The 15,099-nt window shown below is 62.9% G+C and carries 18 protein-coding genes; 9 read left to right on the forward strand and 9 right to left on the reverse strand.

The genetic code is table 11. The features are described 5' to 3' along the window. Positions 1-36: 36 nt before the first annotated feature. From RR_RS10535 to RR_RS10545, 3 genes are all read left to right on the forward strand, one after another. Positions 37-786 (forward strand): pirin family protein, encoded by a 750-nt coding sequence (locus tag RR_RS10535; protein ID WP_011223645.1) that lies wholly within the window; start codon positions 37-39, stop codon positions 784-786. Between the two features lie 95 nt (positions 787-881). Continuing rightward, positions 882-1,442 (forward strand): NAD(P)/FAD-dependent oxidoreductase, encoded by a 561-nt coding sequence (locus tag RR_RS10540; RefSeq protein WP_049939154.1) that lies wholly within the window; start codon positions 882-884, stop codon positions 1,440-1,442. A 94-nt stretch (positions 1,443-1,536) separates the two neighbouring features. Beyond that, the gene (locus tag RR_RS10545) at positions 1,537-1,950 is read left to right on the forward strand and encodes a DoxX family membrane protein (protein ID WP_007190793.1); all 414 of its coding nucleotides are present in this window, start codon (positions 1,537-1,539) and stop codon (positions 1,948-1,950) included. Between the two features lie 20 nt (positions 1,951-1,970). Here RR_RS10545 and RR_RS10550 read toward each other — a convergent pair whose 3' ends face one another. The 4 genes from RR_RS10550 to RR_RS10565 all read right to left on the reverse strand — a co-directional run bounded on the left by RR_RS10550 (position 1,971) and on the right by RR_RS10565 (position 4,793). After that, on the reverse strand, positions 1,971-2,585 hold the full coding sequence (locus tag RR_RS10550; RefSeq protein WP_011223647.1) for a TetR/AcrR family transcriptional regulator: 615 nt from the start codon (positions 2,583-2,585) through the stop codon (positions 1,971-1,973). A 111-nt stretch (positions 2,586-2,696) separates the two neighbouring features. Beyond that, positions 2,697-3,044: a TRAM domain-containing protein gene (locus RR_RS10555; protein ID WP_004957129.1), complete on the reverse strand. Its 348-nt coding sequence runs from the start codon at positions 3,042-3,044 to the stop codon at positions 2,697-2,699. Between the two features lie 54 nt (positions 3,045-3,098). Then, positions 3,099-3,476 (reverse strand): hypothetical protein, encoded by a 378-nt coding sequence (locus RR_RS10560; protein ID WP_011223648.1) that lies wholly within the window; start codon positions 3,474-3,476, stop codon positions 3,099-3,101. Between the two features lie 75 nt (positions 3,477-3,551). Beyond that, positions 3,552-4,793 carry a hypothetical protein gene (locus RR_RS10565; protein ID WP_004957132.1) on the reverse strand — a complete coding sequence of 414 codons (1,242 nt, stop codon included), beginning with the start codon at positions 4,791-4,793 and terminating at the stop codon, positions 3,552-3,554. A gap of 90 nt (positions 4,794-4,883) precedes the next feature. On the opposite strand from RR_RS10565, the gene RR_RS10570 reads away from it, so the two are divergent. Continuing rightward, positions 4,884-5,342 carry a DUF6653 family protein gene (locus tag RR_RS10570; protein WP_011223649.1) on the forward strand — a complete coding sequence of 153 codons (459 nt, stop codon included), beginning with the start codon at positions 4,884-4,886 and terminating at the stop codon, positions 5,340-5,342. A gap of 80 nt (positions 5,343-5,422) precedes the next feature. On the opposite strand, the gene RR_RS10575 is transcribed toward RR_RS10570, so the two are convergent. Continuing rightward, the gene (locus tag RR_RS10575; protein WP_004957137.1) at positions 5,423-6,469 is read right to left on the reverse strand and encodes a phytoene/squalene synthase family protein; all 1,047 of its coding nucleotides are present in this window, start codon (positions 6,467-6,469) and stop codon (positions 5,423-5,425) included. Positions 6,470-6,620: 151 nt separating this feature from the next. On the opposite strand from RR_RS10575, the gene RR_RS10580 reads away from it, so the two are divergent. Continuing rightward, positions 6,621-6,848, forward strand: a complete 228-nt coding sequence (locus tag RR_RS10580) for a hypothetical protein (RefSeq protein ID WP_232508564.1) — start codon at positions 6,621-6,623, stop codon at positions 6,846-6,848. Positions 6,849-6,993: 145 nt separating this feature from the next. Further along, positions 6,994-8,331 carry a glycoside hydrolase family 68 protein gene (locus RR_RS10585; RefSeq protein WP_011223651.1) on the forward strand — a complete coding sequence of 446 codons (1,338 nt, stop codon included), beginning with the start codon at positions 6,994-6,996 and terminating at the stop codon, positions 8,329-8,331. Positions 8,332-8,375: 44 nt separating this feature from the next. Here the strand turns inward: RR_RS10585 and RR_RS10590 are convergent, their stop codons facing one another. After that, on the reverse strand, positions 8,376-10,487 hold the full coding sequence (locus tag RR_RS10590) for a GH32 C-terminal domain-containing protein (RefSeq protein ID WP_011223652.1): 2,112 nt from the start codon (positions 10,485-10,487) through the stop codon (positions 8,376-8,378). A gap of 239 nt (positions 10,488-10,726) precedes the next feature. Then, positions 10,727-10,861 carry a hypothetical protein gene (locus RR_RS22965; protein ID WP_023843340.1) on the reverse strand — a complete coding sequence of 45 codons (135 nt, stop codon included), beginning with the start codon at positions 10,859-10,861 and terminating at the stop codon, positions 10,727-10,729. A 265-nt stretch (positions 10,862-11,126) separates the two neighbouring features. Here RR_RS22965 and RR_RS10595 point away from each other — a divergent pair, with 265 nt between their 5' ends. Continuing rightward, positions 11,127-11,312, forward strand: a complete 186-nt coding sequence (locus tag RR_RS10595) for a hypothetical protein (protein ID WP_011223653.1) — start codon at positions 11,127-11,129, stop codon at positions 11,310-11,312. On the opposite strand, the gene RR_RS10600 is transcribed toward RR_RS10595, so the two are convergent. Both RR_RS10600 and RR_RS10605 read right to left on the reverse strand, forming a co-directional pair. Then, positions 11,309-12,403: a rod shape-determining protein gene (locus RR_RS10600; RefSeq protein WP_004957146.1), complete on the reverse strand. Its 1,095-nt coding sequence runs from the start codon at positions 12,401-12,403 to the stop codon at positions 11,309-11,311. The genes RR_RS10595 and RR_RS10600 overlap by 4 nt on opposite strands. A 140-nt stretch (positions 12,404-12,543) precedes the next feature. Next, a complete protein-coding gene (locus RR_RS10605) occupies positions 12,544-13,029 on the reverse strand; it encodes a FlaD/FlaE family flagellar protein (protein ID WP_004957147.1) in 486 nt (161 codons plus the stop codon). 170 nt (positions 13,030-13,199) lie between these two features. Between RR_RS10605 and RR_RS10610 the strand changes: the two genes are divergently transcribed. Together RR_RS10610 and RR_RS10615 are read left to right on the forward strand one after the other, a co-directional pair. Further along, positions 13,200-14,105: a ParA family protein gene (locus RR_RS10610; RefSeq protein ID WP_011223654.1), complete on the forward strand. Its 906-nt coding sequence runs from the start codon at positions 13,200-13,202 to the stop codon at positions 14,103-14,105. Then, positions 14,102-15,088 carry a chemotaxis protein CheW gene (locus RR_RS10615; RefSeq protein WP_004957150.1) on the forward strand — a complete coding sequence of 329 codons (987 nt, stop codon included), beginning with the start codon at positions 14,102-14,104 and terminating at the stop codon, positions 15,086-15,088. Before RR_RS10610 ends, RR_RS10615 begins: the two co-directional genes overlap by 4 nt. Positions 15,089-15,099: the final 11 nt, after the last annotated feature.

Consider the following 15,099-nt stretch of genomic DNA (forward strand, 5'->3'; position numbering starts at 1 on the left):
CACGCCGTTTTTACCGCTCGGTAAACAAGGAAGTGTATGACCGAAAGCGAGTCGCAGGCGTCGGCTGTCGGGCCGCTATCCGGAGAGAAAGTCCGGCATGGGACGGGCGTGAATTCGAATCGTGCGTTTCCGACGGACAGCTATCCGTACAATCTGGACCCGTTTGTCCTGTTCGAGCAGTTCTACATCGACCCCGACAACGGGTTTCCGATGCACCCCCATCGCGGGTTCGAGATCGTCTCGTACATGATTGAGGGTGGTATGGAGCACGAAGACTCGCTGGGCGTTGCAAATACCGCATACGAGAACGACGCGATGCGTATCACGACCGGGAGCGGGATACGCCACTCCGAATTCCCCGCCGACGGGCAGGCCTGCACCGGCCTCCAGCTCTGGGTGAACCTGCCGCAGGCGGAGAAGGACGCTGACCCGGACTACGGCGATGCGACGGCCGACACGCTGCCGACGGCGGAGCAGGGCGGCGCGACGGTCACGACAGTTATCGGCGAGGGCTCACCGATCAGCCTCCATACGCCGATGGAGTATCTCGATGCCGCCGTGGCCGACACATGGACGTGGTCGGTCCCGGAAGGGTGGTCCGGATTTCTCTACGGTGTCGCCGGCGACGGAACGGTCGAGGGGCAACCGTTCACTGCGGGTGATGTGCTGCCGGTCACTGACACGCGGTCGGTGACGCTCCAGAGCGATGACTCACTCCGCGTCGTCGCCGTCTCGGGTCGCCCGCACGGCGAGCCGATTCGACAGCGCGGACCGTACGTTCTGTAAGTGGGGGCGTCGCGTGGGTCAGGGCCAGACGTGAGGCTTCGACTATATTTTACCAGATGGTAAAACTCTTCTGTGGGCGGTCCGTGTCCTGTAACATGGCAGATGTAGCAGTTGTCGGCGGCGGCCCCGCCGGCCTGAGTGCGGCACAGTACGCTGCGAAGAACGACCTCGAAACAATCACCTTCGATACGGACGAGTCGTGGATGCACAAGGCGCACCTGTTCAATTACCCCGCCGTGCGCTCAATTAGCGGCGAGGAGTTCCTCACGATTGCCCGTGGGCAGGCCCGGGACCGTGGCGCAACGCTGTACGAGACAGAAGTCACGGCCATCGAACAGACTGACGACGGATTTGTCCTCACAACGGACGACGACGAGTACACCGCGGAGTACGTCGTTCTCGCGACTGGTGGTGACCGAAGCCTCGCCGAGGATCTCGGCTGTGCGTTCACCGATGAGGATGTCGTCGACGTGACTGTCGACATGGAAACGTCAGTCGAGAACGTGTACGCGACCGGTGCGATGGGTCGAGCGGAGAAGTGGCAGGCGGTCATCGCCGCCGGTGACGGTGCTGCCGCTGTCCTCGACATTCTCTCGAAAGAGAAAGGCGAGTACTACCACGACTTCGATATGCCGTCAGACGTGCCGGAACTCTAACGATGCAGCCAGAATCGACTCCCACAATGAATTCCGCTACTATCCCGAATCACACTGCTGGAAACGCCCGCGTGGGCTCGGTGGTGAGTTTGTGATGGCACCCGAACTCAACGTCGTGTTGCTCGTCGCCGGCCGTGTCCTCTTCGGCGGCGTGCTCGCCTTTACGGGCCTGAGCCACTTTACGCAGACCGAACAGATGGCCGGCTACGCCGAGTACAAGGGCCTCCCGGCGCCGAGATTCTCCGTCCTCGCGTCCGGTGGGCTCCTCATCCTTGGCGGGCTCGGTGTGACCGTGGGTGTCTTCCCAGTCGTCGCAGCGGTCGCCCTCGCCGTGTTCCTCATCGTCTCGGCGGTTGCGATGCACGACTTCTGGGCCGTGCCGGACGAGGACCGGCAGGACGAACTGAACAGTTTCCTGAAGAACGTGACGCTTGCAGGCGGGGCGCTCGTCGTCGCGGCGTCGGCAACTGGAACATGGGCGCTCAGCGTCGGTATTAGCCCCCTCTGACGCTGCCTTTTCAGCCCAATCTACTGCGGCGGGTACAGCGAGTCGAGAATAAAGTCGTTGACGGCCCGCTTGGCCTCGTCGGGTGCGTCCTCGTGGCCAAGCGCAATCCGCCGGCCACGGGCCGCGTGAATCACGTCCGTAATGAGCTGCCCCATCAGTTCGGCGTCAACGTCCAGAAACGTGCCCTGCTCGACTCCGTCTTCGATGACTGTGGAGATGCTTTTGCGAAGTCGGTCGTAGTGCTCGTTGAACAGCGCCCGGTGCTCGTCGTCGTTTTGCGCGTAGGCGTACAGCTCGTGGTACACCTTCATCCGGTCCCAGTGTGAGAAGTCGTCGAATTCCGGACCGAACAGGCACCGGTCGATGCGGACATCGAGTTCTGTACGGGGGTCGGTTTCATCATCGACTTCGACACTGCCCTCGTACTGGTCGATAATGTACTCCAGAAACGAAGATATCAGGTCGTACTTGCCGTCGAAATGGTAGTGGATCACCTGCCGAGACATCTCCATCTCCTCGCCGATGTCCCGGACCCGCAAGTCCTTGTAGCCGTGCTTGCTCAGCGCCCGAAAGGTGGCCTCCATAATGACCTCCCGGGTGTCCTGTGGCGTGCTCTGCCCGTCCGATTCGCTCATGCCCTGTTTTATCGTGGTAGGCACATATCGGTTTCTCCATCCACATCGGGACTGGCGAGTCGGCGTCGGCCAGGCTGTGTTCGCTTCCGCTACTGCCGACGCTCAATTCGCTCAGGCGCGTTCGACGAATCGAGCGTCGGCGGAGGTGTGGCCCCGGTTGAACGACAGCACCGTCGCTCGGATCACATCGCCAGCTGACACCGACGACGGCACGTCTTCGGTGAACAGGACGAAGCCCTCGACTTTCCCAACAGCGACGCGGTCGCCGGAGTGGTGGTCACTGAATTCGGTGATGCCGAACTCGTAGGTCTCCCCGAGTTCGACCGGCGGTTCTCGCTCCTGTGCGGCCTCGTGGGCGCGTTTCGACGCACTGCTGGATGAGCGGCGGGTAATCGCAAACGCCAGCGCGAGGCCCACGGCGAGAGCGGCCCCGCCAGCGGCGAGCCAGAGTGGTTCCATGACAGGGGTTGCAGGACGAACGGATTAATACCTTTCAGAGTCCGGCGACAGCGCTTACAGTCCGAGGCGGTCCAGAATTCCGCCGCCGGAGTCCGGGTCCCCGCCCGTGGAGTCCCACTCTGTCGGGAGCTCGGCCGCGAGTGACGTGACCTCGTCGTCGCTGTAGCGGGGGTCCGTCGTCGCGTCGTCCAGCCAGTCCGCCCACTCTTCGGCCGTCATCTGACCCTGTGAATCGACTTCCCACTGGTCGACGAGTGCCTCCCGGTCGCGGAACGGGATGTCCATGCCGCTGTCGCCCCAGTACAGCGGGGAGAGCGCGAACTCGTGGGTATCGTCATCCAGCCAGACGAGTCGGTAGGGGTAGTCGTTGTAGCAGAACACGTCGTCGGGCGAGACGACATCGCCGTTGGGGAGCTCCAGGGTCTGAGACATTGTATCACAGTAGGGGCTACCCACGCTTCAGCGTTATGTGTCGGTAGAGCTACTGGAGCGCCTGGATGCCCGCCGCTACGCGAGCGGGTCACACAGCGCCCACTCGTCCGTCTCAGGGTCGAGATTCGAGGGTTCTGCGCCCCGGTCAGTCACGATGCCGGCGTGGTAGTAGATCGCCTTCAGTTGGAACACAGTGGGGGAGTGATAGACGCTGCCGTCGGTGAGTTCCGAGCGGCGGAGTTCCCCGTCGCCGGTCAACACCCGCTGGCGGACGGTCTCGTCGCCGCGGAGGAACAGTTCGACGGTGAACTCGGGGTGCAGCGCGTGGAGGTACGCCACGAATTCGACGAGCGACGGGGAGCCGTAGCCGTCCCGGTGGCAGGCGTAGAGCCCGTCGACGAGGAGGTCCGTGGCCGGATAGTCGGAGACGACACGGCGGACGAGCTGGCCCCACTGTGGCGCGATGTCGATGAATCGCTTGCGGGACCGCTGCCAGTCCTCGAACCGGCGGAGTGCGGCGTCTATGTCGCCGACTGTCCGGAGCGCGAACCGGACAACCTCCCGACCCAGCGGCGTCAGCGTGAGCGTGCCCTGACCGGTGTCGATCAGGTTCAGAAACGCCGCCCCGGCGAGAGCACCGTCGACGGCTCTGACCACGTGAGACGCAAGCAGGTCCCGCGTGTCGCCCTCGTGGTGGACGGCCAGCGGCACCGCAATGTAGTTCTTCGGGTGGTTGAGTCCGAAACTCTGGTCGGCGACACCCTGAGCGCTGGCCTGGAACCGGATCGCCGAAGCGGCGTCCATCGACCCGTGGCCGACCACGCGGGGCCGTTCGAGGACCGAGACTGAGCCATCGGAGTCGACGCCCAGCACGCCGACGTTTAGCTCGCGGGCCATCGTCCGCGCGGCGGTGGAGATGCCACTCCGTGGCGCGGTCAGGAAGGCCACGTTGGCCTCGTTGAGTCGGTCGTGGGCCTGCACGACCCCGCGCTCAGCGTCGACGCCACCGTTGCCGGTGTACCCCTTCGCCTCGATGGCGATCAGCGGCGGCCGGTCACCGAGTCGGTCGACGGACAGCAGGTCCGTCGAGAGCGTCTGTACGCCGACGAGGTCGGGATAGCCCGTTCCGACCCGGACGTGGTTGAACGGCGCGAGCGTCGCCTGCACGGCCGCCTCGATAGGGGTGTCGTCCAGCCAGCGTTGCTGTGCGAACTGCGTGTCCGCGACGACGTAGGCGTCCTCGCGGTCCGCAAACAGCCGGTCTTTCGTCCGGGCGAGTACCTGTGGCTCGGAGAGTCCCGACGCCGCTGTGGCCATAGACGGCGTTCACACAGGGCGGACATGAGTGTTCTGTCCCCGGCTTCGAGTGGCAGTAGCGTTTTCCCTCGACCACGTTGAGTTGGATATATGACAACAGTGCGAGCGGACAGCGTGCGGGATTGGTTCTGGACCCGCCATGCGAATCCAAAGAGCGGCTGGTCGCGCGTGCCGACCGGCGCTGTCATCGTGTACGCAGTGTATCAGCGGGACTGGCGGCTCCTGACTACGGCCCTTCTGTGGACACTGGTCAATCCAGTCCTGTTTGCCCCGCCCGAGACCGAGGACGCCTGGATGACCCGTGCTGTGCTGGCAGAGCGGTGGTGGCTCGCGGAACAGGCCAACGGGACCATGGGCCTCAGGTACCCGAACATCTGTAACACCGGCGGCGCGCTAGCGTCGGTCGTTGCTCTGTACGCTGCCTGGCGTCGTCGGCCGGTCAGCGCCACAGTCGCAACGCTTGCGATGGGCGGATTGAAGCTCTGGTGGCTCCGCGAACTCGTTCAGAAGTACGACGCACGCGAGGCGGAGACCAGCAGTCACCGATAGGGCGGGGCGCTGTCCGTGTGTATGTGCAACGATGGCCGGGCCACGGACGCGACTGCAAAAGGGAATGTCTCTGGTGGTCGTCAGTACTGGTGGAGCGGCTGTTGGCGGATTTTGGCCCGCAGTTCCCCGATAGAGGGGTCGTTGTCGCCGCCGAACTGCTGTGTCACGGAGTGGACCTCCTCGCGAGAAATTTTGACGTTGCCCTGCTCGATGACGTCGGCGGGTCGTTCGCGGAGTTCACGGATCGTCCCGACCGCGAGCAGGAACGGAATGGCCCACGCTGAGAGGGTGTTACCGCGGGTTTCGGGCATGGCTTCGAGCCACGCCTGTGCGTCGTCGAGATAGCCCTCTGCTCGCTCGGTGACCTGCTCGATGACGGGCACCAGCGAATCGACGTTGCCGGTGTCGCTCACGTCGCTGTGATCAAGCCCCTGTTCGTGGAGTAGTTCCAGCGGGAGGTAGACGTTGTTCTCCTCTTCCATGTCCGTTGCGGCGTCCTTGGCGACGTTGACGAGCTGGAGCAGCAGGGCAAAGGAGCGGGCGTTTTCCTCCATCTGGGCGATCTGCTCGTCGGTGGCTTCATGTGAAACCAGCCCGGTCACCAGCGTGCCCACAGTGCCTGCGGCGTACCAGCAGTACTCTTCGAGTTCGTCGAGCGTTTTGATTCGAAGCCCACCGGCGTCGGCGTAGCGGTCGACGAACATCGCCATCCCATCAACGAGCTCCCGGACCGGCCCGCGGATGGTCTGCGTGGAGTGGTCGTCAAGCGTGTGAAACACGTCGACGATACGGCCCGCGTTCTCGACGACTTCCCAGTCAGCGTTCGTCGTCGTGGGAATCCACTCCTCGACGGCGTCGTGGAACGATGACACGGTCGTCCCGCTCGATGGTTCGAGCGAGCGACTATACGTCTGCAAGAGTTCGGTCTGTACCGCTGGAGGGAGATGGCCGGCGTCCTCAATCGTGTCAGCCACACGACAAAGAAGATAGCCCAGACAGATGTCCCGGGCCATCGGTTCGTTGAGTTCCGAAATTGTGAGACTAAACGTCCGCGACACACGATGGACAGCATCGTAGCACCACTCGATGTCTTCCGAAGACGACCGGTCTGTGTGGTTCTGAGACATTCCCGACATCCGGGGTAGGGCATACGATGATAAAAATGGGACGGCTACGGCGTCAGTTCCATCCCGGTCACGGTTCGGTGTTCCGACAGACTCACGAGTGTCCGAGCCTATCTTGAGGTATGAACGGCACAGCGATTGGGAGGACGCAACTGTGAATACCCGAGACACAGCGATATTAGTGCTGACGGTTCTCGCTGCTATCATCCTCCCGGGCCTCGCAAACTGGGGATTCAGCACGCTTGGCTACCCCTGGGTCGGGAGCGCTGTCTGGGCACTGGGATACGGCCTCGGCGTCGTTTTCATCTGGTATGAGTGGGTTCGACCGCTCGATATCACCGGTCCAGAGGGTGTCAGCGGAAGTGAGGACTCAAGCGAGTAACGCACTGCTTGCCGGTTCTGAACTACTAACTGTCTGTTTTTTCAGCCAGCTCTCCCCCGAGAACACACGTATTAGAAAATCTTCATACAACACCCGTGGTACCTTCCCGGCAACATTTATAGCCGTGGTCGGCCCAACGTGAGGTATGACAAACGAGGCGCTCGGCGAGGGTCGTTCCGGAACGAAGGGACGCGCCGGGTGGACACGCGAGCAGGCGAGTCGGATCGAGCGGACTGACGACACCGTCGCCCCCATCGTCTACCCGCCCCAAACCGAACAGATTCCCGAGGTCCATATCTGGGATACCTGGTTCCTCCGTAACCGCGACGGCACGCTGGCGACAGTCGATGGCTACCGGGTCTGTTTCTCGCTGACCGCCCCATCGGACCTGTTGCCCGGTAAGCGCCACGATGTGGCGACCATCCGCTGTTTCTACTCCGACGACGGTCGCAACTGGCACAACGCCGGCCCGGTGTTCGAGGAGCCGCTGGGCCAGCGCCAGTGGGCCGGGTCGGCACTGTATGACGACGACGGCAGCGTTTATTTGTTCTACACTGCGGCCGGCGAGGAAGGGGCCGAAGACCTGACCTACACACAACGCATCGTCGGCGCGGGCGGCGGCAGTATCGACACGGCTGACGGCTTCGCGCTCTCGGGCCCGTGGACCCACCACGAACTGCTCCAGCCCGACGGCGACCGCTACGAGCGCGAAGACCAGTCCCGCAGGATGATATACACCTTCCGCGACCCGTGGTTCTTCGAAGACCCCGAAACGGGCGAGACGTGGCTCCTGTTCGAGGCGAACACGCCAGTACCGGAGGGCAGCGACGTCTGTGGTGGCGACGACGCGCTACAGGAATTTAACGGGAGCGTTGGCATCGCTCGCTCGCCGACGGGCGACCCGCTGGCGTGGGAGCTCGAAGACCCACTGCTGGACGCTGTGGGCGTCAATCAGGAACTCGAACGACCCCACGTCGTGTATCGGGACGGCCTCTACTACCTCTTTATCTCCAGCCACCTCCACACGTTCGCGCCGGGCCTTGAGGGGTTCGACGCGCTGTATGGCTTTGTCGCCGAGGACCTCCGCGGCGATTACGTCCCGCTAAACGAGTCGGGCCTCGTCGCTACGAACCCCGAAAACGCGCCGTTCCAGTCCTACTCGTGGATGGCGTTTCCCCACAGCGACGAGGTGCTGGTCCAGAGCTTCTTCAACTACTACGACTTCGACGGCGAGACGCTGGACGAAATCGCCCATCTGTCCGAGTCTGAGCAGATGCGCCGGTTCGGCGGCTCACTCGGCCCGGCGCTCCGGCTTGAGGTGGAGGGGAGCCGGACACGCATTATCGGGTCGCTTGGGCACTGGCACATCCCACTGGCGGGCGAGACGCTCCCACTGACGGACCGAGAGCTGATTCGGCGCGGGAAACACAACGATACCAGTACCGGTGGCTACGCCGCGCGAACCGAGGCTGAGCGGAAGTAAAGCGTCTCAAAGCGGTCTTTTCACAGGAATTCGGCCGGGACTGTCTACCAGACAGAGTCCAGTTCCCAGACGTCCAGCGACGCGATAGTCGCGTGCCCGTCCTCGGCCGACAGCGAGATGCCGGTGGCGTCCTCGCGGGTCGGGTACACACGGCTGGTCAGGCAGTGCCGTTCGTTGGCGAACACCTCAACAACGCTCCCGTCGACGAAGACACGCAGCGACAGCGGCGCGTCGTACGGTCGGACTCGCATCGTCTGGGTGTCGCCGGTTGCCTGCGGGTCAGTGCTTGAGGCCGACCGGTCGACGGCGATTTCGCTCTCATACGAGTATCGAATCGGCGTCCGTTCCTCGCCGTCCGGCGATTCGAGGACGGACAGCTCGACGGCTTCGGCGTCTTCCAGACGGACGGTAGCGCGGAGCTCGAACGACCGGCTCTCGACCGGCAACTGCTCGGTATCGCCGGCATCGAGGCGCACCACGTCGTAACTGGTGTTGTCGCCGCGTAGCTCGGTGAGTTCGGGGGCCGGCCGCTGGCACAGGCCGCCGTCGTCGGCCAGCGACAACTCCCGGGGCAGCGACATCGCGCCGGACCAGCCGGCGTCCCACTGCCCGCTCACGTCGCGGGCTTCAGGAAGCCATCCCCATGTCAGGATGCGGCCGTCGTCGGTCCACATCGACTGCGGGGCGTAGAAGTCGCCGTGGTCGAGCTTGTCGCGCCGGTCGACATCGAACTCGCCGTCCTCATAGGTGCCGAGGAAGTACACCACGTCCTCGTAGTTCGAGATGTGGAGGAGCTGTCTGTCGCCGAAATCGAGTAGTTCCGGGCACTCCCAGACAGTCCCGGCGGTGTCGCGGTCGCCAGCAAGGATCGGCCCCTGGTACTCCCAGTTCCGGAGGTCGGCGGACTCGTACAGCAGCGCCGCGCCGCCGCCGCCCTCGATACCGGCTCCGATGAGCTGGTGCCAAGTTTCGTTCTCGCGCCAGACGCAGTGGTCCCGGAACTCTCCCTCCCAGTCCTCGGTGCGGAGCACTTCCGGTTCGGCCGGTAGCTCCTCGATGATGGGGTTGTCCGGGTCCTTGTCCCAGGCCGTAAGGTCGTCGTCCGCAGCGGTGGCGATACAGGGGAGCTGGCGCTTGTCGCGGCCGCCCGTGTACAGCACGGTCGGAACGCCAGCGTTGTCGACCGCACAGCCGGACCAGCAGCCATCCCGGTCCGGCCCGTCGGGCGAGGGCGTGAGCGCGACGGGGCGGTCCTCCCAGTGGACGAGGTCGTCGCTGACGGCGTGGCCCCAGTGAATCGTGTTGTGAAACGGTCCGGCGGGGTTGTACTGGTAGAACAGGTGATAGCGACCGTTCCAGTGGATGAGCCCGTTCGGGTCGTTGAGCCAATTTGCCGGCGGCGTCACATGATAGGACGGACGACTCGGGTCGTCGTCGAGACGCTCGCGCAACTGCCCGAACGTGTCAACATTCTTCGGGCGGCCGGTCAGCGGGTGCCGTTCGTCTGCCGCCAGAAACGCCAGTGCGTTCTCGATGAGCGTCTCGCGGTTGCCCTGACACACGTCGTGGGTCGGCTGTGCGAACGCGACGGAGGACCCGATGCCCAGTACCTGCCCGTCGCCGGGCTCCCAGGAGAGTATCGCCATCTGTTTGACTACATCGGTGTCGCCCCGGATTGTGCTCGCGAGCACGTCCCCTGACCGGGGCGCGATAGACTCGTATCTCGCGTAGGGTATCGTGACACCGGCACCGCGGGTGTGAACGCGAAGGGTGTCGTAGTCTGCGTGAATCGGGTGGTCGTCGTACAGCGCCTGCCAGAGGTGGCCGGTCGGCTCCGGAACCTCTTCCCAGCCGGTGGCGTCTGGCGCGACCTCCTCGAACCCCAGCGGTTCGACAGCCGGGAGCGCACTCAGCGTCAGCAGGAGGGTCCCGCCGTCGCGAACGTACGCAGCCAGCGCCGGTGCGTCAGCCAGCGCGCGCTCGTCGAACAGTTCATCCCGATGCCACCAGAGGACGTCGTATTCGGTCGGCTCGACCGAAGAGAGTGCACATCGCTCCGCACCGTCGACCGCCTCCTGACACCAGTCGTACGCCGTCGCCTGCTCGTCCGTACAGGCGTCGACGTAGAGACAGCCGATGCGTGACGAATCTGCCATTGCCTCGTTATCTCCTCCTGAAATATAAAAAGATTCGGCAATCGTTTCTGAACGAATATGCACACTCTTGTGGGCACCATCGTTGATGTGGGCAGCAAGGCGCTCGGCGACACATCGCCGGCCGACGCAGGAGCGCCAGCACGGGCCGCTGTCGAAGTCAGGAACCGTTCGGAAAAGAGAGTCAATAGCCAGAGTAGTGGCTGACAGTGGACTATCGATCAAAAAGCGGACGGGACCGGTCAGTGGACGCGGGCGTTGCGGGCTTCAGCCTTCCAGTCGATAACGGTTTCGTGACAACTGGGACAGACAAACTCGGTGAGTTTTGTTGTCTGGTCATTGTATGACATCCGCGTGCCACAGTTGGTGCAATCCATTATAATTGTATATATTCTACTGAAGGATATAAATTTTCTCCTGACCATAGTCGGTCTGGGCGGTAGACAGGCTGTAACAGCCGCTTAGTGGCAGTACATCACATGAGGGGTGGTAAACAGCCACAATTAATAACGAGAGTTGACGGTTCTCCGAAGCGGCTAGCGAGAACAGGGATGGGGAAAGACACAGTCGCTGGGCCCGTTCCGCGTCCGTCAGCCGGTTGTCTGACTTGGCTTTAGGTGTCAGGCTCCTGTAGCCGAGTGTATGCCACGTACCCAACTCGGTGGGGGGTCGTCGCAGGAGCGGCAGGGTGGTGGTCTCTCGACCGGCGCGACCAGCCTCGGAATCGACACTGACGTATTCGAACTGCTCTCGGCCGATCGCGGTCACAAGATGGGACAGTCCGAGCCCAGAATCGAGCGGTGGCTGGACTGCTGGCGGAATCCCTAGTTGGTCTCGACGAGACGCGCCGCGATCCGCTGTGCGCCGATGGTCGGCGCGATGTCCGGTTCGTCGGCAGCGATGACATCAATGTCGCGGTTCAGCTCCGCACTGAGTCGTTCTTCGAACTCGTCGACGATGCCGGGGATGCAGGCCATACCGCCGGTGATGGCGATCGGGCGGTCCAGCGCGAGCTGGTACACTTTCATGTAGTCGTTTGCCAGCTCCGGCAGGAACGTGTTCGCCAGTTCGTCGACGGCGTCGTCGAGGTACTCGTTGACCGCGTCCATCACCGAGCGCTCGATAGTGAACTCGTGTGAGCCGCCGCCGGGCTGCTGGATGATATCGGTGAACGGTTCGAAATCGACGAAGTCGGCGTGTTCTTCCTTGTATTCTCGGGCAGTCTGGTTGTCGATGTTGACACGGCCCTGCGTTTCTTCCTCAACGTAGTTGGCGATCATCCGGTCGACTTCGTTCCCGGTCACCGCGCCCGTCGTGAAAGGGGAGAGCTGCTCGCCGCGACGGTACGCGGAGGCTTCGAGGTTCGTCGACCCCATGTTGACAGCGACGAATATCTCGTCGATAGCTTCAAGATCGTCGCCAAAGGCCGGGATAGAGCCACACAGCGACTCCGGATAGCTCTCGACGAGGTCCAGCCCGATAGAGGAGTTCTCGATGACGTTCTGCAGGTTCTCCAGTCCGGTCGGATTGTCGATAGTCGGGATGGCGTACACGACGCCGCTGTTTGCCGGGATGTCGTGTTCCTCGATGATGGCCTCGAAGAACGTTTTGGTCATCTCGGCCCGGTCAGCGTCCTCGGGGAGCCCCGACCGAAGCATGTACTCGACGCGGTCCGGATACTCGCGGGCTGCTTCTTCGCCGTAGAGGATCTTCTCCTCGCCGGTCAGGGCGTCCTCGTACGTCGCCATGCACGTCAGTGTCTTGATAATCTGGTTCTCCGTGCCGTGTTCGCCCGGCAGGGCAATGACGGTCCGGGTGCTCCCGAGCTTGACCCCGACCGGAACAGCGGCAGCGCCGTCTGACGACACACCGGCGTCCGATTCGGACCCGGTGTCGTCGTCCGCATCCTCGTCACTCATATACGGTCGTCCTTGTCGACCGCCCGATATATATCCTCTCCCTAGTATTCAGGACTGATAGCTGTCCCCTCGGGGAGCTGATACCGAATCCCGCTCAATAACAGGAATTCGGTGGAAAGAATTGGTCCTGAAAACGGACGTTACGTCATCGCAGTGAGCTTCGCAATATAGACGAGACTTAGCATATGGTCGTCAACGCTCAGTTCGTTGTCGTCGTTGGTCGCGGACTCGTCGATACCAAGCAGGTAATCCGAGAGGTCGTCCTGTACGTCCTCGGTTAGCCAGTCGATCGAGCGATAGTAATCGAGCGCTTCGTCGGCTCCCTTATACCCGGAGTGCATCAGGAGGAACTCAAGCCACTCGAAGACCACGAACTCCGCGGCGTAGGTCTCGGGCAGTGCTTCGAGATAGGGCTTCTCCTGTGCGTCACCACTGAGGAACGGCAGCAGTTCACGGTACAGCCCGGAGCGGAACGAACTCCCTGCAAGCACCTCTTCATCGGCGTCGTCAAGCCCCATGTCAAGGTCCGTCGGGTCCGGGACGTCCTCGTCGCCCATCCCGTTGCCCCGCTGACGAGCCATCTTCCGTAACTCGTCGAGGTCGTAATCGCGCGGGTTGATGGTCATGATACTGACCCTTCAATCTACACAATCATAAATCTTGCACACCGTCAGACGGCCGTCATGCACACGCTCGCGGGTGTTTCCGTCTCGTCCGCGTTCCGTCCCCCAGTTGCGACGTTGATAATCGGGACCACATTTTTATAGTGGCTCGGAGTCGACCTGTGGATACTTGGATGATGAACCGGCAATCAGAAACCGGTCCAGCCCGCTTCTGTGTGACCAACGCGAAAGGCGGGACCGGAAAGACGACAGTTGCTATCAACGTAGCCGGTGCACTGAACGACCGCGGCCGGGACGTCCTCTTTATCGACCTCGACCCGCAGGGCAACGCCACGGAAGGCGTCGGCCTCGTCGAGGCGTACGACGCCGACCCGCCGACGCTGTTCGACGCACTGACCGGCGACCCATCGGCGCTGGGTGAGCTAATCTGCGAGGGCGAGGAAATGGACGTGATCCCCTCTAGCATCGATATGCTCCAGGCCGAACACGAACTGACCATCGCCGACCTCATCGCCCGGGTCAACACCCAGGGCGGGGATATCGACCAGGCCGCGCTGGCTTCGTTCGCTATCAACATCACGCCGGAGATGGTCACAGGGTCACACGCGCTCGATACGCTCGACCGGGCGCTGTCGACACTCGATGCCGACTACGACTACGTTATCATCGACTGCCCGCCGTTCTACGGGAAGCTGACCGACACCGGCATGTACGCCGCACAGAACGTCCTCATTCCGGCACTGACTGAGGCCACCTCCGAGCGAGCCATCGAACTGTTGATGGACCAGATGGCCGCAATGGAGCGCCAGACCGACGCGTCGATCAACACGCTCGGCGTCGTCGCCAACCGGGTCGAAACGACATCCGAAGACGAGACGATGCTCGAATGGTTCAACATGGCGTTCCCGGACAGCCCCGTCTGGGAGGTCCGCAAACGGGTAGCGCTGCAGCGCGCGTTCAGCGCCGGCCAGTCTATCTTCGCGACCGAGGAATCGTGCGACATGGCGGCTGTCTTTGAGGACATCGCCGAAGAACTCGACGAGCAGTTCGGCTTTACCGACACAGAGGTACCAGCATGAGTGACGACGAACGCATGGACAGAGCGGAGCGCATCCGACAGATGCGCGAGGGGAACAAGGCAGAAACTACCGACGACACCGCGGAGTCGGACGAGGCCTCCGCGGACGGGTCCGGCAAACAGCCCGACGATGAGGGCGAAACCGAGGCGACGGCGGGCGAGGCCGCCGACGCGGAACCGGCGACCGCCGCCAGCGATGACGCATCTAACGAAGCGGCTGCGGCCGATGGACAGGTTGCCAATGACGGCGACACCGACACTGACTCCGACAGCGCCGCCACTGACCAGAGCGACACCGACGCGATGGCCGCCGCACAGCGAGCGGCAGAGGCCTCCGCACAGATGACCCCTGAGAACGTCGACGCCGGTGTTGCCGACCAGCCGACGGATGACCTGTCGGCGTCGGCCAGCCCGATGCAGGGGCCGACTGGCGTCGAGTTGCCGGACCAGGAACTCATTGAGGAGGCGATGGCGTCGGACAACACCGCCACAACCGAGGGTGGTGCTCGCGCCGCGGCTATCGACGACGACGCGACCCAGACAGAAGAACTGGTCCGGGTACTCGAATTCGCGCTCGGCGACGAGTACTACTGTCTCGACATCGACTACGTTGAGGAGATTGTCAAACGCGAGTCGGTCACCCGCGTTCCCAACACCGACGACTACGTCGAGGGCGTCGTTGACCTCCGGGGGCAGATTACGACGATCCTCAACCCCAAGGAGATGATGGATATCGAAAGCGACGGGTCGGAGAACCTCATCGTCGTCTTTGATGCAGGTGTGTTCGAGGAACAGGGCGCGATGGGCTGGATCGTCGACGAGGTCCGGCAGGTCGTGCCTGTCGCTGAATCCGAAGTGAACACCGCCCCAGTCGACGGCGATTACATCAACGGTGTCGTCGACCGCGACGGCGAAGACGAATTCGTCATCTGGATCGAACCCGACGACGTGCTCGGGAACGCAACCGCGGACGGCGAGGACTGACGCGCCGGTCG

The organism is Haloarcula marismortui ATCC 43049, assembly GCF_000011085.1.
Classification (GTDB): domain Archaea; phylum Halobacteriota; class Halobacteria; order Halobacteriales; family Haloarculaceae; genus Haloarcula; species Haloarcula marismortui.